Genomic DNA, 24,081 nt, shown 5'->3' on the forward strand with positions numbered 1-24,081 from the left:
TTTGGCTATACGTAAAATTGTGAAGCATCCGGCTCCGGTTCTTCTACAACAATGTAAAGAAGTAAATAAATTTGATAAGAAGCTTTATAAGCTACTCGATGATATGTACGACACAATGGTGGATGCAGATGGAATTGGTCTTGCAGCACCGCAAGTTGGCGAAGCTGTCCGTGTAGCAATTGTCGATATGGGCGAAGGGCAGGAAGTCATTGAAATGATAAATCCTGTTGTGACTGCAATCGGAGGCTCTGAAATAGAGGTAGAGGGCTGTCTTAGTTTCCCTGACTTATTCGGCGAAGTGGAAAGACCATTTTTTGTACGTGTAGAGGCGCAAGAACGAAACGGAGATCTATACGAGCTAGAGGCAGAAGATTATGAGGCACGTGCCATCCTACATGAAATAGATCATTTAAATGGCGTATTATTCAACTCTAAAATTATTCGTATTGTTGACCCATCAGAATTGGTACTTGAAGAAGAAGAAGATGAGTCACTAAATAGTGGAGGTGGAAATCAATGACCAAGATTGTCTTTATGGGAACACCCGAATTTTCGGTAGCAGTTCTGACAATGCTCTATGAAGAAGGACATACAATCGCAGCGGTTGTTACTCAGCCGGATAGAGCTGTTGGACGAAAAAGAATTTTAACACCTCCTCCAGTTAAAGCTGAGGCACTTCGACTCGGACTATCAGTCATTCAGCCTGAAAAACTGAAAGGTTCAGCTGAGCTCGAGGAAATAATCGCACTCAAACCGGATTTGATTGTAACTGCAGCATTTGGGCAGATTTTACCTAAAGAACTGTTGGAAATTCCACGACTCGGCTGCATTAACGTACATGCCTCATTACTGCCAAAATACCGCGGTGGAGCACCGATTCACAAAGCCATCATGGACGGTGAAACAGAAACGGGTGTCACAATTATGTATATGGTTGAAAAACTCGATGCAGGCGATATTATTTCTCAAGTGACTGTCCCCATTTCAGATACGGACAACACGGGGAGTATGTTCAAAGCATTATCGGTGGCAGGAACGGAGCTTCTTAAAGAAACGTTGCCCTCCATATTGAATGGAACAAATAAGCAAACTGTTCAAGATGAATCACTTGTAACATTTGCACGCAATATTTCCCGCGAGCAGGAACGGATTGACTGGTCCCAAAATGGAAAAGCAATCTATGATAAAATTCGTGGACTTCATCCGTGGCCGGTTGCTTATACTACTTTCCAAGGAGAAAGTGTTAAAATTTGGTGGAGTGAGAAAGTACAATCGAACGACAATGCATTGCCTGGTACAATTATCGAAATTGAGAGCAATCGCATTATTGTAAAAGCCGGCGATGATATAGCTGTAGCTTTAACGGATCTTCAGCCAGCCGGAAAAAAACGGATGCCTGCGGATGAATTCATTCGAGGGACCGGATCTAAATGGAGTAAAGGGGATCGTTTCGAGTGAATACTAGACCTAAAAAGAAAATATGGAATGGCAATGTCCGCGATGCGGCTCTTTCAATATTGATGGAAATAAATGAACATCAGGCTTATAGCAATCTGTTGCTTCACAGAACAATTGAAAAGTATGGTATTGAGACCAAAGATCGTGGCCTGTTAACAGAATTGACTTACGGCACACTCCAACATCGGATGACGCTCGATTACTATCTTGAACCTTTTGTTCACGGAAAACTGGACGGCTGGGTACGAGAACTTCTTAGGTTATCGTTATACCAAATTGTCTATTTGACGAAAATCCCTCCGCATGCGGTTGTCCATGAGGCAGTGGAAATTGCAAAAAGACGTGGTCACAAACGGATTGCACCAACAGTGAATGGTATTCTTCGTTCAGTATTACGAAAAGGTGTCCGTTCACTGGATGATATGGAAGACAGTAGTCTGAAGACATCGATAGAAACGAGTCATCCCGAATGGCTTATTAAGAGATGGATTGAACAATTTGGTGAGGAAGAAGCAGCTGTGATGGCGCATGAAAACAATCATCCGGCGGCGATGACGGTGCGTGTCAACACAGCAAAAGCAACTACGGAAGAAGTAATTGCCTTACTTGAGTCGGAAGGAATCGAAGTTAGAAGAGGTGAAGTAGTTGCGGAGTGCATCATTTCCGAGAGTGGAAATCTCGCCAATACACAAACCTATAAAAAAGGGCTTATCTCTATCCAAGACGAAAGTTCAATGCTTCCAATCCTGGCTCTAGATTTATCGCCTGGCATGAAAGTACTTGATATGTGTGCAGCGCCTGGAGGTAAGACGACCCATATAGCTGAAAAGATGAATGACGAAGGAGAAGTATTCGCACATGATCTTCATGAACATAAACTGAAGCTTATTGAAGCGAATGCAACCAGACTTGGTTTATCATCCATCAAAGCATTAAGCGGTGACAGTCGGAAATTGACGGATCTTTATGACTTGGCTTCGTTCGATCGTATCCTCGTCGATGCTCCCTGCAGTGGTCTCGGTGTTATTCGTAGAAAACCCGAAATCAAATACAATAAAACGAAAGCAGACTTTGATGCATTAACAGTTATTCAATCGGACCTTCTCGACACGGCTCGCGAATTGATAAAACCGGATGGGGTAATTGTCTACAGTACATGTACTGTGGAATATTCCGAAAATCAGGGGATGGCAGAACGTTTCCTTACACGTCATCCAGACATGGAAAAGATTCCGTTGACACAATTGATTGGTAATGAGAAATTAGCGATTGAAGACAATACACTACAAGTGCTACCGCAACATTTTGGTAGCGATGGATTTTTTGTTGCAGCTTTCCGAAAGAAAGTTAAATAAGTAGAGGGACTCGAGTGGAAAAGGGGAGATGGACATTGCAATTTGAAGTCTTGACTGACATTGGTAAGAAAAGAACGGTCAATGAAGATAGTGCAGCGGTATACACACTTCCTGGGGGGATTATTCTTGCTGTAGCTGCAGATGGTATGGGTGGCCATCGTGGAGGTGACTATGCTAGTTCGACTGCGGTCAAAGTTATTGGAGAACAATTCATGAAATTGGATAGTTCAACTTTTAATGCGGAAGAGAACTGGGCGGAGTGGCTTCAGAAGGCCATCATTCATGTGAACGAGATAATCTATAAACAAGCGTCTGAAAATGAAGAGTATAAAGGAATGGGTACTACACTTGAGGCGGCTTTAATTCGCGGTCGTACTTGTCTTGTATCGCATACCGGAGACAGTCGTGTATACACAATCGAAGATAAAGGAATACGGCAAGTGACCCGGGACCATTCCTACGTCAATGCACTCCTTGACAGCGGTGAAATTACCGAAGAGGAGGCAGCGTCCCATCCACGAAAGAACTGGATTATGAAAGCAATTGGTTCTGAAAAAACAATAACACCGGACCTTTATTCGTTTGAGCTGGACGATGGAATGTTCGTACTCATTTGCACGGACGGTCTTAGTAATAAAATCGACAATGATTCCATACGAAAAATGGTGCTATCAAATTCTACGTTACGTAAGAAGGCGGAAGATCTTGTTAACTACGCGAACGACATGGGCGGAGAAGATAATATAACTGTCATTTTGATTGATCCGACCGGAGTGGAGGCGACTAATCCATGATCGGGAAAAGAATTGGCGGGCGATATGAAATTGTTAGAAACATCGGTGAGGGTGGTATGTCAAAAGTCTACCTTGCACATGATGTCATTTTAGATCGCGATGTCGCAATCAAGGTGCTCAATTATGATTTTGCCAATGAAGAGGCTTTAAAAAGAAGATTTAAACGTGAGGCACTATCCGCAACTAGTCTTACACATCCTCATATTGTCGACATATTTGATGTTGGTGAAGAAGACGAACTTCACTACCTTGTGATGGAGTATATTGAAGGGCAGACTTTGAAACAGTTTATTAAAGATAATGGTCCTTTAACGCCTGAACAGGCTTTACCGATTATGCAGCAGATTGTGTCTGCTTTGGCGAATGCCCATCATAATGGAATCATCCATCGAGATGTTAAACCCCAGAACATTCTAATGGATTCAGATGGGGATGTGAAAATTACTGATTTCGGAATTGCGATGGCACTGAGCGCAACAGCCCATACAAAAACAAACTCTGTCATTGGAACCGTTCACTACTTGTCACCTGAACAAGCACGTGGCAGAATGGCAACAAAGAAATCAGACATTTATTCGTTGGGGATCGTATTTTATGAATTACTTTCAGGCGAATTACCGTTTTCGGCCGATACAGCAGTAGCGATTGCATTGAAACATTTACAGGAAGAAACACCATCTGTAAAGAAGCTGTTCCCAACGATTCCACAAAGTGTGGAAAACGTTATTTTAAAGGCTACTATGAAAGATGCCACATATCGTTATGATTCAGCGGATGAAATGTATGATGATTTAGGCACTGTACTATTACCAGAACGTGCCGATGAGAAGAAATTCGAAATTGTATTTGACGATGATCATACACGGGCTATTCCGATTGTAAACGAAGCACCAAAATTTGATAATATTGAAATAACGAAGAAAATCGAGCCGGTTGAGCCAGAACAACCTCCATTGCCTAAGAAAAAACGTAAAAAGTGGCCATTCATCGTGGGAGGCGTCTTCGGCGTGATAATTCTGTTATTACTTTTATCTCAGATTCCGGGCGTGCTAGGACCTAAAATGGTCGAAATTCCGGAGGTAGCTGGAATGGAAGAAAAAGCCGCGGAAGACTTGCTTGTTGAAAAGGGTTTTAAGGTCGATGAAAGAACTGCGCAGCCATCTAATGATGTCGATGCAGGAGATGTGATTAGAACAATGCCTGAGGCTGGAATAGAAAGGGAAGAAGGTTCATCAGTTACCCTCTATATTAGTACGGGAAAAGAAGAGATGACCCTTCTCGATTATAGGAAACGAGAATACTCGTCAGTTACTGAACTTCTGGAAAACTTCGATTTTAAAAGTGTAAAATCGGAAGAAGAATTTTCTGATGAGCCTGAGGGAACCATTTTAGAACAAAGTCATGAACCGGGTACGGATGTAGTTCCGAGTGAAACAGATTTAGTGTTTACTGTTAGCAAAGGGAAAGATATGCGAACCGTTGGTAATATAGTAGGGTTCGATAACGACCAACTGAAGGAATATGCAAAAACATCAGGATTCAATATTGGGGCTGGGAAACAAGAGTATCACGACACCGTACCTGCAGGGCAAGTCATTTCTCAAGATCCAGTTGCGGGAAGTAGCATTGAAAAAGGTGGAAAAGTGGAAGTAGTTGTATCAAAAGGACAGAAGGAAAAATCGACTAGGTTATATGTAGAAACTGTGACAATTGAATATAAACCTGAAGTAATTGAACCTAATCCTGAAGTAAATGAACCTGAATCAGGTGAAGAAGTCGATTCTGACGTAGAGAATGATACTGAAAATGAAATCCAACCTAAACCGGTTGAGCAGATGATCCGTATTTATGTTCAAGACAAAGATAATACGATGACCAGCCCTATCGAAGAATTCCCCATTACGAAAACAATACAAAAACAAATTACTCTTAAATTAGAAGAAGGACAAAGCGGAGCGTATAAAGTTACACGGGATTCGACAATGATCATTGAGAAAGAAGTCCCTTAACGCGACGCTAAATAGAAGGGGTGAAAGAATGCCAGAAGGACAAATCAGAAAAGCAATTAGTGGCTATTACTATGTTGAAAATAACGGAGAAATTATACAATGTAGAGGGCGTGGGGTTTTTAGAAACCGTGGCGTCCATCCGTTAGTCGGAGATTTTGTTACCTATGTGCGGGTTGAAGATAACGATGCGACTGTAACTGAGGTGCATGAACGCTTTAATGAGCTTGTTCGTCCGCCAATTTCGAACGTTCACCAGGCGCTGTTGGTATTCTCGATTGTGGAGCCAGCATTCAGTCTTTATTTACTAGATAGGTTCCTCGTTGTCGTCGAATCATTTGATGTGAAGCCGATTATTTGCTTAACGAAAAAAGATTTAGCGAATGAAGAAGAATTGAGAGTAGTAGCCCAGCATGCTGCGTATTATGAAAAGATTGGCTATGATGTAATCGAGACATATATTGACGATCCGAAGCTGGTGGACTTGTTGAACCCATACTTGGCGGAAAAAACGACTGTTCTTGCTGGCCAATCAGGTGTAGGTAAATCAACTATGTTAAACACAATATTGCCTGAACTCGATTTGAAAACGGGCGTTATCTCCGAAGCACTTGGACGTGGGAAACATACGACGCGACATGTTGAATTGCTTGAGATGTCAGGTGGCCTTGTTGCAGATACTCCAGGGTTTAGTTCACTCGAATTCGATCATATTGAGAAAGAGGAACTATCCCGTTATTTTGTTGATATGGATGAAGTTTCACCAAACTGCAGATTTCGAGGGTGCTTGCATTTGAAAGAGCCTAAATGTGCAGTAAAAGAAATGGTGGAGACTGGAGAAATTCCACGTCACCGCTACGATCACTACTTGCAGTTCATGCAAGAAATACTTGACCGAAAGCCGAGGTATGAAAAACATGATTAAAATTGCACCTTCAATATTAGCGGCAGATTTTTCAAAGCTTGCTGAGGAAGTGAGAGAAGTAGAAGCAGCAGGAGCTGAACTCATTCATATAGATGTGATGGATGGTCACTTCGTTCCGAATATCACAATGGGAGCAATTGTTGTAGAAGCGCTTAGACCTATAACGAAATTGCCGCTTGACGTTCATTTAATGATTGAAAACCCGAATGCATATATTGAGCAATTTGCTAAAGCGGGGGCAGATTACATCACAGTACATGTAGAAGCGTGTCCCCATCTACATCGTACACTACAGTTGATACGGTCCACGGGCGTGAAATCCGGGGTCGTTTTAAATCCGCACACACCGATTGAAACGATTCTACATGTTCTTGATGAAATCGACTTGGTTTTGTTCATGACGGTTAATCCGGGATTTGGTGGCCAAAAGTTCATTCACTCCGTTATTCCAAAAGTGAAACAGTTGGCAGATATTATTCGTGAAAATAAGCTCCCCATTGAAATAGAAATCGATGGAGGCATTAATGAAGAAACAATTGTTCCTTGCGTGGAAGCTGGGGCTACAATTTTTGTTGCGGGATCAGCCATCTATAATGCGCCAAATCCTACGGAAGCATTACATCGTATCAAAGCAGCAGGTGAAAGAGCACTGAAAAAATGAAATATGCAGTCGTTTGTGCAGGCGGACCAGCTTCTGAGATAGCCGATTTGGAAAAATTCCGTCATGTAGATACGGTGTTCATCGGTGCGGATAGAGGAGCACTTCACTTACTAAATAGAGGAATTACTCCTCTTGAAGCAATCGGTGATTTTGATTCGGTTTCTGAAGTTGAATACGATTTGATTGCTACATCGGTCCAGATAATAGGCCGATTTCGTTCTGAGAAGGATGAGACGGATTTGGAACTCGCAGTGAATCGCGCTCTATCCTATCAACCTGAACATATTGTTTTGACAGGTGTTACAGGTGGAAGGCTAGATCATATGGAATCTGCCCTTCATCTGATGTACCGGCTTCAGATGGCTAATAAGCAAACAACATTTTCAATTCATAATAGAACGAATGAGCTTTCGATACTTATTCCGGGAGAGCATCAAGTGAAGCCGGGTACCCGCTATCCATACATATCCTTTTTTCCATTTGGGGGAACCGTTGAAGGTCTAACGCTTACCGGATTCAAATATGAAACGACTAATGCTACCCTCGAAACAGGCATGACCTTATTCACGAGCAATGAACCAGTTTCAGAAGTCTGTACTATCTCCTTCTACAAAGGCATATGCTTAATGGTAAGGAGTTCAGATTCCTGAAAGGAGTGGGGAATTGCGGGTTTATACTTTTACAATGCCGAAGTTTGTGAGTGGAATAGTGAGGAAGTGCATGGTTGTTTTCCAAAAAGATGAATCACCGAAAGCAACTGCAAGTAACAACAAGAGTAAAAAAAGGAAAAAAGAAAAAACGCCGGGCTGAAGAAATTCAGCTCGGCGTTTTATTTCCTCTAAACTTGGGTGCCAATCGATATGGATGGCACCCAAATTAGAATTACAGTCCATTATACACGTTGAACTTTACCTGATTTAAGGGCTCTAGCTGAGACCCATACACGTTTAGGTTTACCGTTAACGAGAATACGGACTTTTTGAAGGTTCGCACCCCATGAACGACGAGTTGAGTTCAATGCGTGGGAGCGTGCATTGCCTGTACGGGCTTTGCGTCCTGTAATAACACATTCTTTAGACATAATAGTACCTCCTTGCGAATGATGATTAGATGACTTACTTCTTTATTCGCATACCATAATAATGTATCATATGAATAGGCACGTTGCAACCCTTTTTTGCGACATCTTTCAAGGTAAATACCTTTACACGTTGAAACTCTTAGATGTGCTTTCTTTTATTATAATTTCAGGTATAGTACAATGGGATAAGTGAAAAAGGATTCAAGGGGGATTAGACATGTCAATCGAAGTGAAGAACGAATACGGCAAAATTGACATTACAAATGACGTCATTACCCAAGTAGTAGGGGAAGCGGCTATCGAATGTTATGGGATTGTTGGTATGGCTTCAAGGCATCAGATTCGAGATGGCCTTACCGAAATCCTCAGAAAAGAAAACTTTGCGCGTGGGGTCATCGTCCGTAATGTTGGTGAAGATACGCATATTGATATGTATGTAATTGTTGGATACGGTACAAAAATTACAGAAGTTGCATACCAAGTCCAATCAAAAGTAAAGTATACATTGAAAAAGACAGTCGGCATGACTGTGAAGTCTGTTAATATTTTTGTTCAGGGAGTCCGAGTGACAAACCTGTAGGTTGAAGGAGGAAAAAAGTTCTATGAAATCCATAGATGGTTTGAAATTTGCGGAAATGATAAAAATGGGTTCTCATCATCTTTATCAAAATGCCGATTATGTCGATTCACTAAACGTCTTTCCAGTACCTGATGGAGATACCGGCACCAACATGAATTTATCAATGACATCAGGAGCAAAAGAGACGGAAGAAAATGCGGTTGCGCACATTGGTCAAACTTCACAAGCGCTATCAAAAGGATTACTGATGGGAGCACGTGGTAATTCGGGTGTCATTCTTTCACAGTTATTCAGAGGCTTTGCAAAAGCAATTGAAAATGAATCTGATGTCGACGGCACACAATTCGCAGCTGCCTTGAAGTATGGCGTAGAAACAGCTTATAAAGCAGTTATGAAGCCTGTTGAAGGAACAATTTTAACAGTCGCTAAAGATGCTTCAAATGCCGGAGTGGAAAAAGCTACGCATACAAATGACTTCATTGAAGTGATGGAAGCGATAGTAATGGAATCTATTGCTTCACTCGAACGTACACCTGACTTGCTACCTGTTTTGAAGGAAGTTGGCGTTGTAGATAGCGGTGGACAAGGTTTAGTTTATGTATATGAAGGTTTCCTTGCAGTATTGAAAGGTGAAGCGCTCCCTGAAAGAACAATTGTCGAATCGATGGATGAGTTGGTTAGTGCAGAACATCATCGAAGCGTACAAGGTTACATGAATACGGAAGACATTGAATTTGGATATTGCACGGAATTTATGGTGAAGTTTGAAGACGATAAATTGCAAACAAATCCATATGATGAATCAGACTTCCGAAATGGATTAAGCCAATTTGGTGATTCACTCTTAGTTATCTCCGATGAGGAAGTCGCAAAAGTACATATTCATACTGAAGAACCTGGTGATGCACTGAGTTATGGACAAAAATTTGGTTCTCTCATCAACATCAAGATTGAAAATATGCGCCAGCAACATCTTGAAATCGTGGGAGTAAATCATTCAGCGCAAAATATGATAAAAGAAGAGACGGTAAAACATCCTTATGCGGTCGTTACAGTTGCAATGGGAGCCGGGATTTCTGAATTATTTAAAAGTTTAGGTGCTTCCGTGGTGATTGAGGGCGGGCAGACGATGAATCCATCTACCGAGGATATCGTAAAGGCGATTCGTGAAGTGGGTGCTGAAAAGGTCATTATCTTACCGAATAATAAAAACATCATTATGGCAGCTGAGCAAGCAGCCGAACTCGCTGGTATAGAAGCTGCCGTTGTTTCTACAAAAACGGTGCCAGAAGGACTTGCAGCCATTCTAGCATTTAATCCGGAAGCGGAAGTAAGTGTTAATGCTACCCTGATGTTGGAAGCAGCATCATCTGTAAAAACGGGACAAGTGACATATGCAGTGAGAGATACGTCAATCGATGGCATTGAAATTACAAAAGATGACTTTATGGGAATCTCAGGAAGTAAAATCATTACATCGGAACCTTCTCTAGAGAATGTTATAAAAACACTACTAAAAACGCTTATCGATGAAGACGATGAAATCGTTACAATTATTTATGGTGAAGATGTCAGTAAGGAAGAAGCAACTGCTATAGCAAGTTTTGCAGAGGATAACTTTGACCATACAGAAGTTGAACTATTCAATGGGAAACAGGCTTTATATCCATATATCATCTCTGTTGAATAACCAAGTAAAAAGCAGTGCGCCTGCAATGCCGCACTGCTTTTTTTTATGGATGTAATGCGAACAACATTTTTTGTCTTTTAAAGATTTATCGTGTAAAATGAATAACAGTATGTTCTTGACTATAAGGAGGTTTCATTTATGAAATTCAGATCAGTTTTTGATATTATAGGACCAGTAATGATTGGACCATCATCTTCACATACTGCAGGTGCTGCAAGAATCGGTCGCGTAGCAAGAACTCTTTTCGGCAGACAACCGCAATGGGCTAAAGTCCACTTATACGGATCGTTTGCAGAAACGTATAAAGGGCACGGGACCGATATAGCGATTATTGGTGGATTATTAGATTATGATACTTTCGATGAACGTATAAAATCAGCATTTGCTGATGCAGAAAAACTGGGATTGACATATGAATTTATTCCAGAAGAGGAAGAGGCAGTACACCCGAACACAGCCCGTTTAATTATTGGGGATAGTGAAGGTACGATGGAACTGACTGGGATATCCATAGGAGGCGGCACCATGGAAGTCGTTGAGCTTAACGGTTTCCCACTTAGATTATCTGGTCATTATCCAGCGCTACTAATCGTTCATAATGACCGATCAGGTGTTATAGCGAGCGTTTCCAATGCAATTGCTAATTTGAATATTAATATTGCACATATGGAAGTGGACAGGAAAGAAAAAGGTGAAATGGCACTTATGGTTATTGAAGTCGACCAAATGATAAATGCTGAACTGATTAATGAGTTGGAATTACTACCTAACGTAACGCAAGTATCAACGTTGGCAAACTAATAACAGTAAACGAGGAGGAACACATAGATGGATATTTTATTCAGTAATGTAAAAGAGCTCGTTGCACTTGCCGAGTCGCAAAATAAGCCTATTTCAGAAATTATGATTGAACAGGAAGTACTTATGACAAAGCGCTCTAGAGAAGAAATCATCGCCCAGATGGATAACAACCTGACTGTGATGGAAAAAGCTGTAGAAAGAGGTCTGGAAGGTGTTCATTCGGCTTCTGGGCTAACTGGCGGCGATGCAGTCCTTATTCAAAAATACATGGCGACTGGGAAATCACTAACCGGAGACCTCGTAATGGATGCTGTTAGTAAAGCGGTAGCCACAAATGAAGTGAACGCAGCTATGGGTACAATCTGTGCGACACCTACCGCAGGCGCAGCGGGAATCGTTCCAGGAACATTGTTTGCGGTGAAAAATAAGTTGAACCCTACACGGGAACAAATGATTAATTATCTATTTACGTCGGGTGCTTTCGGATTTGTCGTCGCAAATAATGCGTCGATATCGGGTGCTGCAGGTGGTTGTCAAGCTGAAACGGGTTCTGCTGGTTCAATGGCAGCAGCTGCAATCGTCGAAATGGCGGGCGGAACTCCTCAACAAAGTGCAGAGGCATTTTCAATCGTCATGAAAAACATGCTAGGTTTAGTTTGTGATCCAGTTGCTGGACTTGTTGAAGTGCCTTGTGTAAAACGTAATGCAATGGGTGCAGCTAAAGCACTTGTTGGTGCGGATATGGCACTAGCGGGTGTGGTAAGCCGTATTCCGACTGATGAAGTGATTGAAGCGATGCACAAAATAGGTAAATCGATGCCTTCAGCACTTCGAGAAACAGGAAAAGGTGGACTGGCCGCTACGCCGACTGGAAAAGCACTGGAAGCGAAAATTTTTGGTAATGAACAGGCCGATCGTGACACTGTCAAATCATAATTCTGTCACGACGATAAAAGGGGTGGGGAAAGCAGCCCGTGAACAGCTTGAAGCGCTTGGGATTTCCACGCTCCAAGACCTTTTCATGACATTCCCGTATCGCCATGAAGACTTCCAGTTGAAAGATTTGACCGAAACTCCGCATAATGAGCGGGTTACTATTGAAGGTCGAGTCGAAAGTGAACCATCTGTACTTTTTTTAGGTAAAAATAGATCCCGTCTACAAGTCCGCCTTCTTGCCGGAAGGCATCTTGTGAAGGCGGTTTTTTTTAATCAGCACTATTTAAAAGATCGTTTGGCACCTGGAATGATTGTTACAGTTACCGGGAAATGGGATCGTGGCAGACAAGTGATAAATGTGAGTAATTTCAAAGATGGTCCCAAAACGGAACAAGCTGACTTTGAGCCTGTATACAGCTTAAAAGGCGTTATGCATCAGAAGACGTTTCGACGTATCATGCGCAGTGCAATGGATGCAGCTTCAGGCATTCATACGGAAACACTACCCGCTGATATTCGTGAACTTTATCGCTTGCCAGGAATCGAGAAGGCTCTTGAGATGATTCATTTCCCAAAGAGCACTGCAGAGGTAAAACAGGCAAGAAGACGTTTCGTTTACGAGGAATTACTGATGTTCCAGCTGAAAATGCTAGGCATGAAAAAAGCTCGGAAAGAAGCAGAGAAGGGTCAAATCATCAATTACGATTTAAAGAAGGTTAAGACCTTTATTGCGGCGTTACCTTTTGAATTGACAGGAGCCCAAAAGAGAGTTGTCAATGAGTTATGCATAGAACTGAAAAGCCCAACTCGGATGAACCGTCTACTTCAAGGAGATGTCGGTTCCGGAAAGACAGTTGTAGCAGCAATCGCTTTGTATGCTGCTATTACCGCCGGGTTTCAAGGTGCACTAATGGCTCCGACAGAAATCCTGGCAGAGCAACATGCCACGACGCTTGCTGGATGGCTTGAACCACACGGCGTCACTGTGGCATTCCTTGCAGGTTCAACGAAAGCGAAAGCACGTAAAAATTTGCTTGAAAAACTCGAGTCGGGTGAAGTGAATCTACTAATCGGTACGCATGCACTGATTCAACCTGATGTAGTTTTTAAAAATCCAGGCTTGGTCATTACGGATGAACAGCATCGTTTTGGTGTTGAACAGCGGCGTGTTTTACGGGATAAGGGATTGAATCCAGATGTTTTGTTCATGACGGCAACCCCAATTCCGCGGACACTTGCCATAACTGCATTTGGTGAAATGGATGTCTCAATTTTAGATGAATTACCAGCAGGCAGGAAAGAAATTGAAACACATTGGCTAAAAGAAGACTCCTTGCAACCTGTTTTACGGAAAATGGAAAAAGAGTTGAATGCCGGATATCAGGCGTATGTCATTTGTCCGCTTATCGAAGAATCCGATAAATTGGATGTTCAGAATGCGGTGGATGTCCATAGTCAATTATCTACATATTTTAGCGGTAAATACACAGTCGGCCTTATGCATGGTCGCCTCCATTCTGATGATAAAGATGCCATTATGCGAGATTTCAGTGATTGCAAAATCAATGTACTTGTCTCTACAACTGTCGTTGAGGTTGGCGTTAACGTGCCGAATGCTACTTTCATGCTTATTTACGACGCGACGCGGTTCGGACTTGCTCAGCTGCATCAGTTGAGGGGAAGGGTAGGGCGCGGGGCTGAACAATCTTATTGCGTTCTGCTAGCTGATCCGAAGTCGGAAGAAGGAAAAGAACGGATGCAGACGATGACGGAAACGAATGACGGATTTGTCTTAGCGGAAAAAGATCTTGAGCTAAGAGGTGCCGGCGATTTTTTCGGGAAAAAGCAAAGTGGTATACCCGAGTTCAAGGTGGCTGATCCTGTACATGATTACAGGGCGCTTGAAACGGCAAGAAAAGATGCCGAGAGACTTTTGGAGTCACGTCATTTCTGGGAAAACCCCGAATACAGCTCCCTCCGATTAGACTTGGAACAGTCGGGTGCATTGAGTGGCGATAGAATTGATTGAAGTCTAACTCCAGCATGGAGGGATTGAACTACATCCCTCTTACTTGTCGCATCTAAACGGTCGTCTCCGCATTTCGGTGGTGTCCAACATCAGGCGTCAGCCCTTCGAGTCGCTTCAGGCTACAGGATAAAAGGCAAAGAGCGCCATTCTCTTCAAGACCTCCTACCTGTCGCATCTAAACGGCCACTTTCGCATTTCAATGCTGTCTAGCTCCGACTCCCAAATGCTTGGGTCATAAGCCACTTCGGCTATGCGGCAAAAGGCGCCGCTTCGCCAATCCGTCTTATGCCTGCTGCATCTAAACGGCCACTTTCGCATTTCTATACTTGCTTTCTTTTTTTTATTTTTATATACTGCTATTAGTACCAAGTGCTAATCCGGAAGGTGAAACGATTGAGAGTGCCTAAAAGGGAAAGGCAGCGACTGCTTGGAAGGTTGCTTGATGAAAATCCGTTTCTGACAGATGAAGAACTGTCAGAACATTTTACTGTTAGCGTTCAAACAATCCGGTTGGACAGGCTTGAGAACGGTATTCCAGAGCTACGGGAGCGTTTGAAAACTGTGGCGTCTCGAACGATGAAAGAGGAAGTGAAGTCTCTTCATTCCGATGAAGTATTTGGAGATATTATTGATATGGAGCTCGATAAGAGGGCATTGTCGATATTCGATGTGACTGAGGATCATGTCTTTCAGCGCAACGGTATTGCGCGAGGGCATCACCTCTTCGCCCAAGCAAACTCACTTGCTGTTGCTGTTATGAATGATGATCTTGCTTTGACTGTGAAGTCGACCATTGACTTTCTGAAGCCGGTAAGAGCCGGTGATAGAGTAGTTGCACGTGCAGAAGTGAAAAAAGAAAGTCTTGGAGAGAAGCGGACATTAGTCGTGGTCGCATCGACGGTCAATGACGAAACGGTATTCACTGGCGAATTTCACATGTACCGGACGACTGATAGGAAGCAGGGGGAATTAAAATGATCATAGCTGTAGATGGAATGGGTGGAGATCATGCACCAGGCGAAATTATTGCCGGGGCACTCGAAAGTCTAACTGAATTTGATGATATAAACATACATATTTATGGTGATGAACAGGCGATGGCGCCTTTCCTAAAGGAACACGCCCGTCTAAAAGTCATTCACTGTACAGAAAAAGTGGAACCAGACGATGAGCCAGTTCGTGCCATTCGTCGGAAAAAAGATGCATCAATGGTGAGGATGGCTCAAGCTGTCAAAGACGGCGAAGCTTCAGCTTGCGTTTCAGCAGGAAATACAGGTGCCTTAATGGCGGCAGGATTATTCATCGTAGGCAGGATTGACGGTATTGAGCGACCTGCTTTAGCGCCGACACTACCTACTATTGATGGAAAAGGATTCGTCATGCTGGACCTTGGCGCAAATGCGGACGCGAAACCATCCCATCTAGAACAATATGCAGTGATGGGAAGCATATACGCTGAAAAGGTACGTGGTCTCGAAAATCCACGTGTTGGATTATTAAATATCGGAACGGAAGAAGGAAAAGGGAATGAATTGACGAAGGCGGCTTTTGACTTGCTTTCGAAAGCGCCAATCAACTTCATCGGAAACGTCGAGTCTCGCGATTTATTAACGGGCGTGGCAGACGTTGTTATTACAGATGGTTTCACAGGTAATATGGTTCTTAAGACAATAGAAGGGACTGCATCCGCATTCTTCTCCATGTTGAAAGGCGTTTTTAACGCCTCTTTGAAATCAAAACTATCTGCTGGACTAGTAAAAGATGATTTACGCGGATTGAAAAGTAAAATGGATTATACCGAATACGGCGGAGCAGGCCTTTTTGGCTTGAATTCTCCCGTCATAAAAGCACATGGTTCGTCTAATGCGAACGCCATATTAAATGCAATTCGCCAAGCGAGGACGATGGTGCAGTATGACGTTTGCGGAACAATACGTAAAACGATTGGAGAGGTGGAAAAGCAATGACGAAAGTAGCATTCATTTTTCCTGGACAAGGTTCACAATCGGTTGGTATGGGAAAAGAACTCGTGGAAACCGCTGAAAAAAGCAAACTGTTTTTAGACAATGCAGACCGTGTGCTTGATTTCCAACTGAGTAAAGTTATTCTAGAAGGACCTCAAGATGAACTAACGTTGACTTACAATGCGCAGCCGGCACTTCTAACGGTTGGCTCTATGATTGCGGCGCGTCTAGTCGAAGAAGGTGTTTTGCCGGACTATACGGCGGGTCATAGCCTTGGGGAGTACACAGCACTTGTGGCTTCAGGCGTAATGTCTTTTGAAGATGGTGTGTCAATTGTGCATAAGCGTGGATTATATATGAATGAAGCCGTTCCGGCAGGTGAAGGTGCTATGGCGGCAATTCTCGGTCTTGATGGTCAGAAGTTGAAGGAAGTCACAGATGCCATTACAGCAGATGGATTTGCCGTTCAACCGGCTAACTTGAATTGCCCAGGCCAAATTGTTATTTCAGGAACGAAAACTGGCGTCGATAAAGCGTGTGTACAATTGAAGGAAGCGGGAGCAAAAAGAGCAATTCCGCTGGATGTGAGTGGCCCGTTCCATTCATCACTCATGAAACCTGCGGCGGAAAAATTGCGTGCAACGCTTGATGGCGTTGAGATGCATGATGCGACTATTCCAGTTATTGCGAATGTCAACGCTTCTGTTGTTAACAAACAGGATGAAATAAAAGACCTACTTGTCAAACAACTGTATTCGCCGGTCCTTTGGGAAGATTCTGTACGCACAATGCTAGACCTTGGTGTTACACACTTTATAGAGTGTGGTCCGGGTAAGGTGTTGAGTGGACTCGTGAGAAAAATCGATCGGAGCGCCACGGTATTACCAGTCTATGATGAAGAAACGTTACAATCTGTAATTGAAGCATCGAAAGGGTGGTCGTAATGGGGAGATTTGATGGTAAATCGGCAATTGTCACAGGGGCGTCACGTGGCATTGGTCGTGAAATTGCATTGCTTCTAGGCAAAGAAGGTGCTCGTGTTGTTGTAAACTACAGCGGCAGTAAAGACAAGGCAGATGAAGTTGTTAAATTGATCACTGATTTCGGAGGAGAAGCATTTGCTGTCCAAGCGGATGTCTCTGATGCGGACAGTGTTAAAAATATGGTTGATAAAACAGTAGATACTTTTGGTCGAATTGATATCCTGGTTAATAATGCAGGAATAACTAGAGACAATTTGCTCATGCGCATGAAGGAAGACGAGTGGGATGATGTTATCAACATTAACTTAAAAGGTGTCTTCCTTTGTACGAAAGGTGTCACGCGTCAGATGATGAGGCAACGCGAAGGAAGAATCGTCAACGTTGCATCGATTGTAGGCGTTTCTGGAAATCCCGGACAAGCAAACTATGTCGCTGCAAAAGCTGGTGTCATTGGTTTTACAAAGACTGCTGCTAAGGAACTCGCTTCGCGCAATATCAATGTCAATGCTGTCGCGCCGGGTTTCATTACAACCGACATGACAGATGCACTAAGCGAAGAAGTGAAAAACCAAATGATATCGGTTATCCCTCTTGCTAAGCTTGGCAAACCGGAAGATGTAGCACGCACTGTTCTCTTCCTATTATCGGAAGATGCTGCTTATATTACCGGCCAGACGATTCATGTCGATGGCGGTATGGTAATGTAATAAAGGTAAATCGAACATCCAGCCACACATTTCTTTGTTGTCCAGTTTCAGCGCCTAGAGGCTCGGGACATAAGTCGGTCAAGCTAGGAAGGATGCAGGTCATGCAGTCGTTGCGACAGGACGTCGCGCAGTTAGACTGCCTTCCTATATCCGTCTTATGCCTGTCGCCTCTAGCAGGCCGCTTACGCATTTCTTGATTGTCCAGTTCCAGGCGTCAGATGCTCGGTCATAAGCTGGCTCGTCCTAGGAAGGATTGAAATGCATCCTTCCCGGGCAAAGTACGCCGTTCGGACAATCCATCTTATGTCTGCCGCATCTAAACGACGCCTTCCACATTTCTTGAGAGGAGGTGACAAATTTGTCAACAGTACTTGAACGTGTAACAAAAGTGATTGTCGACCGCCTTGGCGTCGATGAAAGTGAAATTAAAATGGAAGCTTCTTTCCGTGATGATCTCGGCGCAGATTCATTGGACGTCGTAGAACTAGTAATGGAATTAGAAGATGAATTCGAAATGGAAATTTCGGATGATGAAGCTGAAAAGATTGCAACTGTCGGTGACGCAGTTTCGCATATCGAAAAGAAAGTTAACTAATGTACATTCCGGTTGAGACACTTCCGTCCTCTCTATAAAAGAGGATGGCAAGCGTCTCTTTTCGGTTTTCCCATATTTTTTTTGCACTGTAGCCTTGAAAAGGGTAAAATTATATGCACTATGCACTGAAAGGTAGAATCGATAATGACTAATACAAACAATTACAGAGGCAAAAATACAAATGCATCCCTACCGGCTGCAGTTCGAATCAAGTTCGATGAATTGCAAAAAGAATTAAACATCTACTTTAAAAATAATCTATTACTTTACAACGCATTTACACATTCATCTTATGTGAATGAGCATCGGAGAAAAAACTTCACGGATAACGAAAGACTTGAGTTTTTGGGAGATGCAGTGCTTGAATTGGGTGTTTCCCGATTCCTTTATTCGACTGAGCCTAATATGAGCGAAGGAGAACTTACGAAACTGAGAGCAGCTATTGTTTGTGAACCTTCACTTGTGAAGTTTTCAAATGAACTTGGGTTTGGACGTTACATCCTCCTTGGAAAAGGCGAGGAGCAGACAGGGGGTAGAATGCGCCCTGCACTACTCGCTGACGTGTTTGAGGCATATATTGGAGCATTGTATATAGACCAAGGAATGGAAGCAGTTATACCTTTCCTTGAAAAAGTCGTTTTCCCAAAAATCAGTATCGGTGCTTTTTCGCATGTGATGGATTATAAGAGCCGTTTGCAGGAAATTGTGCAGCAAACGAATAGCGGTCAACTTCAGTATGAAATCATTGAAGAAAAAGGCCCGGCACATGCAAAAAACTTTGTAACTGTCGTCAAATTAGGCGATACGCAACTTGGCACTGGCCTTGGCAAATCAAAAAAAGAGGCCGAGCAGGAAGCAGCCCGTCAGGCAATTCAAGATTTGAAGAGTCGGCAGGCTGAAGGAGAGATTTAATCGTGTTTCTGAAAAGACTTGAAATTATAGGATTTAAATCGTTTGCGGAACGGATTGCAATCGACTTTGTCCCAGGAGTTACAGCGGTAGTTGGTCCAAATGGAAGTGGAAAAAGTAATATTACGGATGCCATTCGCTGGGTCCTTGGCGAACAATCTGCGAAATCTCTACGGGGATCGAAGATGGAAGATGTCATCTTTGCAGGGAGTGATTCAAGAAAATCACTTAACTTTGCAGAGGTGACGCTCATACTAGATAATAGTAAAGGCCTCTTTCCACTTGATTATACGGAAATCAGTGTCAGCAGACGTGTTTTTCGTTCAGGAGACAGCGCCTATCTATTAAACGGACAGCAATGCCGGTTAAAGGATATCAATGATGTATTTATGGATTCTGGACTTGGAAAAGAAGCATTTTCAATTATTTCACAAGGTCGTGTAGATGAAATTCTAAATAGCCGACCTGAAGACAGGCGAAGTATTTTTGATGAAGCGGCTGGCGTTCTGAAATATAGGACGAGGAAAAAGAAGGCAGAACAAAAACTATTTGAAACAGAAGATAATCTGGACAGGGTTCTTGACATTCTGAAAGAACTCGATTCCAGAATGGAGCCTCTACGGATAAATGCAGAAGCGGCAAAAAGACATAAAGTCCTATCAGAAGAGATGCGTGAAGCCGACGTATCTCTATTGACTTTCGATGCGGGAAATCTTTACAGTTCTATTCGTGAAAAAACAGAAGAAGCTGTGCGCATACAGAAAAAGAAAGAGTTGTTAGAAGCAGACTCTGAAAAAGCTGAAAAAGCATCTGAATTAGCGAAAATAGAACTTGGGGTCATGGATGACCAATTAGATATTTTACAAAAAAAACTTGTAGTAACGAGTGCAGAGTCAGAGAAATGGGAAGGTAGACGGCTGTTATCACTTGAAAAACGCCGCAATGCAGACCAGCAGATTGAAAGAACCCGATTTGAATTGGCTGCTACGGAAAAAGAAGTGATAGCCCTTTCATTAAAACTTAAAACAGCCCGTGAAAAACTGAAACACACAGAAATAGAATACGCAAAAACAAATGTTGAGATGGATGGGATTTCCCAAATACTCAAACGTTCAGTCAAAGAGACTGAAAAAGAAATCGATGAGTTGAAATCAGCTTATATCGATAGGCTAAACGAGGAAGCCACCATTCGCAACGATTTGAAGCATGCGGAGGAGCGTCTCGTAGGTGAAAAAACATCTTCTGAAAAGATTATCCAACAGACATCAGTGCTGAAAGAACGTATTAAAAACCTTACCGAAGAAAGGTCTGTAAAATCGGACAAGTTGTCCATGTTAAAACAGAAAATGGACAAAGTGAATACGGCTTTTCACGCAATGACAAAAGCTTTGCGGAAGACCGAAGGGGAACTAAGTTCACAGCAGGAACTGATGCAAAATGCACTTAACAGACAGCACGAGATGCATGGCAGGGTGCGTGCACTTGAAAGTATGGAAGCGGACTTTTCAGGATTTTATTCGGGCGTAAAAGAAATCCTTGTTGCGAAAAAATCCGGTAAATTGACAGGGATAGATGGTGCGGTCGCAGAAATAATATCTGTAGAAAAAGAGTATATTAAAGCAGTGGAAACCGCGCTTGGTGGAGCAATGCAACATATTGTGACATCGACCGAATCCGAGGCAAGAAAGGCAATTGCTTATTTAAAAGCGAAGAATGCGGGAAGGGCGACTTTCCTACCAAAAGACGTGATGAAATCCAGGAAGCTCCAATCAGCTGCACTGGCCTCGGTTGAACAGCATCCGGAATACATAGGGACGGCAGATCGACTCGTGCAAAGTGATGCTAAGTACTTAATCATCAAGGAAAACTTGCTTGGTAATACAATTGTTGCGAAAACACTTGCGGGGGCTTCAGCTATTGCGAAAGCACTAGGCTATCGCTTCCGTGTAGTGACGCTCGACGGAGATATCGTAAATGCAGGAGGTTCGCTTACTGGTGGTGGTGCCAAGGGGCAGGCTTCTGTTTTCACAAGAAAAGCGGAACTTGAAACCTTGCAGAAACAACTAAATCAGATGGCGGAATCAATCGGATCCGCTACAAAGAAAATCGGCGACACGAAAATGGAAGTTGCGAGGAAACTGCACGAAGTGGATGATTATCGTAAGAAAACTGCTAGTCTACAAGCTGAAATTGTGGCTATGGAATCGAGTATTCGGGAGACTGGTATTGCAATCCATTCTGCTGAAGCAGAATTTACTTTGACCGACATGGGGAGACAAGGTGCAGAAAGTACGGGTTCGGCACTGTTGGAAAAGAAAGCAGAATTAGAAAAAAAACATACACACGTGAAAAAAGAATTAACTTCAATTCAAATGCAGGTGCAAACGCTTGAACGACTTGCTTCTGACCGTAGAAATGAAGAAGCTACCTTGACAGTCCGTTATAACGCACTTCGGGAGCAAGTAGCGGTTTTACGTGAACAGAAGACGCATCAGCTAACATCTATACAAGAAACGGTGCTCGCATCCGAACAGGCTGAACAGAAACTGTCTCTATTGCAAGATGAAATGCAGTATTACACTGGAAGCGACAGTGGTGGTGAATTAACCGCTGAACAAATTGCAATGGAGATTAATAGAACGACTGCTGAAAAAAACACAATTGAAAAAGCAGTTTTTGCAGGCAGAAAAAAACGTGCAAAACTTGCTGATTTACTCGAGGGAAAAAGTATATTACTCCGAAAACTTCGAGCCAAAGCCGGAGACGTTATCTCCACATTGAATTCAGTTTCTGTTTCGTTATCCCGCGTGGAAGTGAAATACGACGCGGTCACTCAGCGTTTGTTAGATGAATATGGTTTATATCCTAACATGGATTTATCAGATGACTTTGATGAATTGCAAACTAGGTCTAACGTTGAATCTTTAAAACAAGAATTGTCCTTACTGGGTACCGTTAATCCAGGAGCCATCTTAGAATTTGAAGAAGTATCGGGACGTCATATCTTCTTAAACGAACAACGCAATGATCTACTTGAAGCGAAAACGACTCTTCACGAAGCGATGTCTGAAATGGATGCAGAAATGACGACGCGGTTCTCAATGACATTCAATGCAGTACAGAACCGATTCAGACATGTGTTCAAGGAAATGTTTGGCGGCGGGGACGCTGATTTACATCTTACGCAACCTGATAATTTACTGGAAACAGGTGTGGAAATTGTAGCCAGGCCGCCAGGGAAGAAGTTGCAAAATCTAAGTCTGTTATCGGGTGGCGAACGAGCGTTAACAGCGATTGCATTGTTATTTTCAATCATTGAAGTGCGGCCAGTGCCATTTTGTATTCTCGATGAAGTCGAAGCGGCACTCGACGAAGCGAATGTCTTACGCTACAGTAAATACTTGAAGAAGTTTTCTGAGAAGACACAATTCATCGTAATTACACATCGGAAAGGAACAATGGAAGGTGCCGATGTGCTTTACGGTATTACAATGCAAGAATCAGGAGTTTCCAAAGTCATTTCGGTCAAACTTTCCGATGTGCCTGCAGAAGCGATAATGTAAAGGAGAGGCTATAGTTGTCTTTTATAAAAAAAATTAAAGAAAAGATTACAGGTGCGAACGAATCAGTAACAGAAAAGTTTAAGGATGGATTATCTAAAACACGTAATCAGTTTACATCTAAAGTAAATGACTTAGTTGCCCGATTCCGGGTGGTTGATGAAGAGTTCTTTGAAGAATTGGAAGAGTTGCTATTACAGGCTGACGTCGGATATGAAACTGTTATGGAACTAATTGATTTACTGAAAGTGGAAGTAAAACGTAAGAATATTAAAGACACTGCGGGAATTCAATCGGTTATTTCTGAAAAACTCGTTGAGATTTATCAAGCCGGCGAAGAACTCGACAATCGCTTGAATATACAGGAAGAAGGCTTGACTGTTGTGTTATTAGTAGGTGTCAATGGGGTCGGAAAAACGACCACAATCGGCAAGTTGGCGGCACGTCTAATGGCGGAAGGAAAGACCGTCATGCTTGCTGCTGGTGACACTTTCCGTGCAGGTGCAATCGATCAGCTAGTTGTCTGGGGAGAACGTGCTGGGGTTGAAGTGATTCGCCAATCAGAAGGATCTGACCCGGCTGCAGTCATGTACGACGCTATCCGAGCTGCTAAAAATCGTAAAGTGGATGTCCTTATCTGTGATACTGCTGGTAGACTTCAAAACAAAGTCAATTTGATGAATGAACTTCAGAAAGTACACCGCGTCATTAGCAAAGAGGTTGAAGGTGCTCCACACGAAGTACTGTTGGCTCTGGATGCGACTACAGGGCAAAATGCATTAATACAAGCCGAGACATTCAAGGAAGCGACAGACGTTACTGGAATTGTCTTGACGAAGCTAGATGGTACTGCAAAAGGCGGTATTGTCCTTGCTATTCGAAAGAAATTGAATATCCCAGTTAAATTTGTTGGTCTAGGCGAGGGTGTGGATGATTTACAACCCTTTGATCCGGAAAAGTATGTGTATGGTCTTTTTGCTGACGGCCTTGAACAAGAGGATACTGCAACAGACAAGTAAAATAGCTTGACAGTACTCTGACATCATA

The 24,081-nt window shown here is 42.8% G+C and carries 23 protein-coding genes; 22 read left to right on the forward strand and 1 reads right to left on the reverse strand.

The window, feature by feature from the left end:
• The first annotated feature begins 1 nt into the window (after nucleotide 1).
• The 9 genes from def to spoVM are packed head-to-tail and all read left to right on the forward strand — an operon-like array spanning nucleotide 2 to nucleotide 8,009.
• Nucleotides 2-520, forward strand: coding sequence for a peptide deformylase (gene def, locus AC1TO4_RS01940; protein WP_482103923.1), 519 nt, complete (start codon nucleotides 2-4; stop codon nucleotides 518-520).
• Entirely contained in the window at nucleotides 517-1,458 is a 942-nt protein-coding gene (gene fmt, locus AC1TO4_RS01945) for a methionyl-tRNA formyltransferase (protein WP_482103924.1), read from the forward strand. Before def ends, fmt begins: the two co-directional genes overlap by 4 nt.
• Nucleotides 1,455-2,813 carry a 16S rRNA (cytosine(967)-C(5))-methyltransferase RsmB gene (gene rsmB, locus AC1TO4_RS01950; RefSeq protein WP_482103925.1) on the forward strand — a complete coding sequence of 453 codons (1,359 nt, stop codon included), beginning with the start codon at nucleotides 1,455-1,457 and terminating at the stop codon, nucleotides 2,811-2,813. The genes fmt and rsmB overlap by 4 nt, the downstream gene beginning before the upstream one ends.
• A gap of 35 nt (nucleotides 2,814-2,848) precedes the next feature.
• Nucleotides 2,849-3,607: a Stp1/IreP family PP2C-type Ser/Thr phosphatase gene (locus AC1TO4_RS01955; protein WP_482100396.1), complete on the forward strand. Its 759-nt coding sequence runs from the start codon at nucleotides 2,849-2,851 to the stop codon at nucleotides 3,605-3,607.
• A complete protein-coding gene (gene pknB, locus AC1TO4_RS01960; protein ID WP_482103926.1) occupies nucleotides 3,604-5,616 on the forward strand; it encodes a Stk1 family PASTA domain-containing Ser/Thr kinase in 2,013 nt (670 codons plus the stop codon). The genes AC1TO4_RS01955 and pknB overlap by 4 nt, the downstream gene beginning before the upstream one ends.
• A 28-nt stretch (nucleotides 5,617-5,644) precedes the next feature.
• A complete protein-coding gene (gene rsgA / locus AC1TO4_RS01965) occupies nucleotides 5,645-6,538 on the forward strand; it encodes a ribosome small subunit-dependent GTPase A (protein WP_482100398.1) in 894 nt (297 codons plus the stop codon).
• Nucleotides 6,531-7,199 carry a ribulose-phosphate 3-epimerase gene (gene rpe / locus AC1TO4_RS01970; protein WP_482100399.1) on the forward strand — a complete coding sequence of 223 codons (669 nt, stop codon included), beginning with the start codon at nucleotides 6,531-6,533 and terminating at the stop codon, nucleotides 7,197-7,199. The genes rsgA and rpe overlap by 8 nt, the downstream gene beginning before the upstream one ends.
• Nucleotides 7,196-7,849 carry a thiamine diphosphokinase gene (locus AC1TO4_RS01975; RefSeq protein ID WP_482103927.1) on the forward strand — a complete coding sequence of 218 codons (654 nt, stop codon included), beginning with the start codon at nucleotides 7,196-7,198 and terminating at the stop codon, nucleotides 7,847-7,849. The genes rpe and AC1TO4_RS01975 overlap by 4 nt, the downstream gene beginning before the upstream one ends.
• A 13-nt stretch (nucleotides 7,850-7,862) precedes the next feature.
• Entirely contained in the window at nucleotides 7,863-8,009 is a 147-nt protein-coding gene (spoVM, locus tag AC1TO4_RS01980) for a stage V sporulation protein SpoVM (protein WP_482103928.1), read from the forward strand.
• A gap of 82 nt (nucleotides 8,010-8,091) precedes the next feature.
• Here spoVM and rpmB read toward each other — a convergent pair whose 3' ends face one another.
• On the reverse strand, nucleotides 8,092-8,280 hold the full coding sequence (rpmB, locus tag AC1TO4_RS01985; RefSeq protein WP_482100402.1) for a 50S ribosomal protein L28: 189 nt from the start codon (nucleotides 8,278-8,280) through the stop codon (nucleotides 8,092-8,094).
• Between the two features lie 217 nt (nucleotides 8,281-8,497).
• On the opposite strand from rpmB, the gene AC1TO4_RS01990 reads away from it, so the two are divergent.
• The 13 genes from AC1TO4_RS01990 (at nucleotide 8,498) to ftsY (ending at nucleotide 24,053) form a co-directional block, all read left to right on the forward strand.
• Nucleotides 8,498-8,860 carry an Asp23/Gls24 family envelope stress response protein gene (locus tag AC1TO4_RS01990; RefSeq protein WP_482100403.1) on the forward strand — a complete coding sequence of 121 codons (363 nt, stop codon included), beginning with the start codon at nucleotides 8,498-8,500 and terminating at the stop codon, nucleotides 8,858-8,860.
• Between the two features lie 22 nt (nucleotides 8,861-8,882).
• A complete protein-coding gene (locus tag AC1TO4_RS01995; protein ID WP_482103929.1) occupies nucleotides 8,883-10,550 on the forward strand; it encodes a DAK2 domain-containing protein in 1,668 nt (555 codons plus the stop codon).
• 138 nt (nucleotides 10,551-10,688) lie between these two features.
• Nucleotides 10,689-11,351 (forward strand): L-serine ammonia-lyase, iron-sulfur-dependent subunit beta, encoded by a 663-nt coding sequence (sdaAB, locus tag AC1TO4_RS02000; RefSeq protein ID WP_482100405.1) that lies wholly within the window; start codon nucleotides 10,689-10,691, stop codon nucleotides 11,349-11,351.
• Nucleotides 11,352-11,378: 27 nt separating this feature from the next.
• Nucleotides 11,379-12,287, forward strand: coding sequence for an L-serine ammonia-lyase, iron-sulfur-dependent, subunit alpha (gene sdaAA, locus AC1TO4_RS02005; protein ID WP_482103930.1), 909 nt, complete (start codon nucleotides 11,379-11,381; stop codon nucleotides 12,285-12,287).
• Nucleotides 12,253-14,316, forward strand: a complete 2,064-nt coding sequence (gene recG, locus AC1TO4_RS02010) for an ATP-dependent DNA helicase RecG (RefSeq protein WP_482104040.1) — start codon at nucleotides 12,253-12,255, stop codon at nucleotides 14,314-14,316. Before sdaAA ends, recG begins: the two co-directional genes overlap by 35 nt.
• A gap of 393 nt (nucleotides 14,317-14,709) precedes the next feature.
• Entirely contained in the window at nucleotides 14,710-15,294 is a 585-nt protein-coding gene (fapR, locus tag AC1TO4_RS02015; RefSeq protein ID WP_482100407.1) for a transcription factor FapR, read from the forward strand.
• Nucleotides 15,291-16,283: a phosphate acyltransferase PlsX gene (gene plsX, locus AC1TO4_RS02020; protein WP_482100408.1), complete on the forward strand. Its 993-nt coding sequence runs from the start codon at nucleotides 15,291-15,293 to the stop codon at nucleotides 16,281-16,283. Before fapR ends, plsX begins: the two co-directional genes overlap by 4 nt.
• Nucleotides 16,280-17,224 (forward strand): ACP S-malonyltransferase, encoded by a 945-nt coding sequence (fabD, locus tag AC1TO4_RS02025; RefSeq protein WP_482103931.1) that lies wholly within the window; start codon nucleotides 16,280-16,282, stop codon nucleotides 17,222-17,224. Before plsX ends, fabD begins: the two co-directional genes overlap by 4 nt.
• Entirely contained in the window at nucleotides 17,224-17,970 is a 747-nt protein-coding gene (gene fabG, locus AC1TO4_RS02030) for a 3-oxoacyl-[acyl-carrier-protein] reductase (RefSeq protein ID WP_482103932.1), read from the forward strand. The genes fabD and fabG overlap by 1 nt, the downstream gene beginning before the upstream one ends.
• 358 nt (nucleotides 17,971-18,328) lie before the next feature.
• Nucleotides 18,329-18,565: an acyl carrier protein gene (locus AC1TO4_RS02035; RefSeq protein WP_482100411.1), complete on the forward strand. Its 237-nt coding sequence runs from the start codon at nucleotides 18,329-18,331 to the stop codon at nucleotides 18,563-18,565.
• Nucleotides 18,566-18,709: 144 nt separating this feature from the next.
• A complete protein-coding gene (gene rnc, locus AC1TO4_RS02040; RefSeq protein WP_482100412.1) occupies nucleotides 18,710-19,477 on the forward strand; it encodes a ribonuclease III in 768 nt (255 codons plus the stop codon).
• 2 nt (nucleotides 19,478-19,479) lie between these two features.
• Entirely contained in the window at nucleotides 19,480-23,037 is a 3,558-nt protein-coding gene (smc, locus tag AC1TO4_RS02045; RefSeq protein WP_482103933.1) for a chromosome segregation protein SMC, read from the forward strand.
• 14 nt (nucleotides 23,038-23,051) lie between these two features.
• On the forward strand, nucleotides 23,052-24,053 hold the full coding sequence (ftsY, locus tag AC1TO4_RS02050) for a signal recognition particle-docking protein FtsY (RefSeq protein WP_482100414.1): 1,002 nt from the start codon (nucleotides 23,052-23,054) through the stop codon (nucleotides 24,051-24,053).
• Nucleotides 24,054-24,081: the final 28 nt, after the last annotated feature.

The organism is Sporosarcina sp. Y838 (genome assembly GCF_056786515.1).

Excerpts from the sequence above, each read along its gene's own strand:
- rpe (WP_482100399.1), top strand. The coding sequence starts at position 6,531 with ATGATTAAAATTGCACCTTCAATATTAGCGGCAGATTTTTCAAAGCTT.
- rsgA (WP_482100398.1), top strand. The coding sequence starts at position 5,645 with ATGCCAGAAGGACAAATCAGAAAAGCAATTAGTGGCTATTACTATGTT.
- pknB (WP_482103926.1), top strand. The coding sequence starts at position 3,604 with ATGATCGGGAAAAGAATTGGCGGGCGATATGAAATTGTTAGAAACATC.
- sdaAB (WP_482100405.1), top strand. The coding sequence starts at position 10,689 with ATGAAATTCAGATCAGTTTTTGATATTATAGGACCAGTAATGATTGGA.
- fabD (WP_482103931.1), top strand. The coding sequence starts at position 16,280 with ATGACGAAAGTAGCATTCATTTTTCCTGGACAAGGTTCACAATCGGTT.
- rnc (WP_482100412.1), top strand. The coding sequence starts at position 18,710 with ATGACTAATACAAACAATTACAGAGGCAAAAATACAAATGCATCCCTA.
- recG (WP_482104040.1), top strand. The coding sequence starts at position 12,253 with ATGAACAGGCCGATCGTGACACTGTCAAATCATAATTCTGTCACGACG.
- plsX (WP_482100408.1), top strand. The coding sequence starts at position 15,291 with ATGATCATAGCTGTAGATGGAATGGGTGGAGATCATGCACCAGGCGAA.
- AC1TO4_RS01990 (WP_482100403.1), top strand. The coding sequence starts at position 8,498 with ATGTCAATCGAAGTGAAGAACGAATACGGCAAAATTGACATTACAAAT.
- AC1TO4_RS01975 (WP_482103927.1), top strand. The coding sequence starts at position 7,196 with ATGAAATATGCAGTCGTTTGTGCAGGCGGACCAGCTTCTGAGATAGCC.
- AC1TO4_RS01995 (WP_482103929.1), top strand. The coding sequence starts at position 8,883 with ATGAAATCCATAGATGGTTTGAAATTTGCGGAAATGATAAAAATGGGT.
- fmt (WP_482103924.1), top strand. The coding sequence starts at position 517 with ATGACCAAGATTGTCTTTATGGGAACACCCGAATTTTCGGTAGCAGTT.
- fabG (WP_482103932.1), top strand. The coding sequence starts at position 17,224 with ATGGGGAGATTTGATGGTAAATCGGCAATTGTCACAGGGGCGTCACGT.
- rpmB (WP_482100402.1), bottom strand. The coding sequence starts at position 8,280 with ATGTCTAAAGAATGTGTTATTACAGGACGCAAAGCCCGTACAGGCAAT.
- sdaAA (WP_482103930.1), top strand. The coding sequence starts at position 11,379 with ATGGATATTTTATTCAGTAATGTAAAAGAGCTCGTTGCACTTGCCGAG.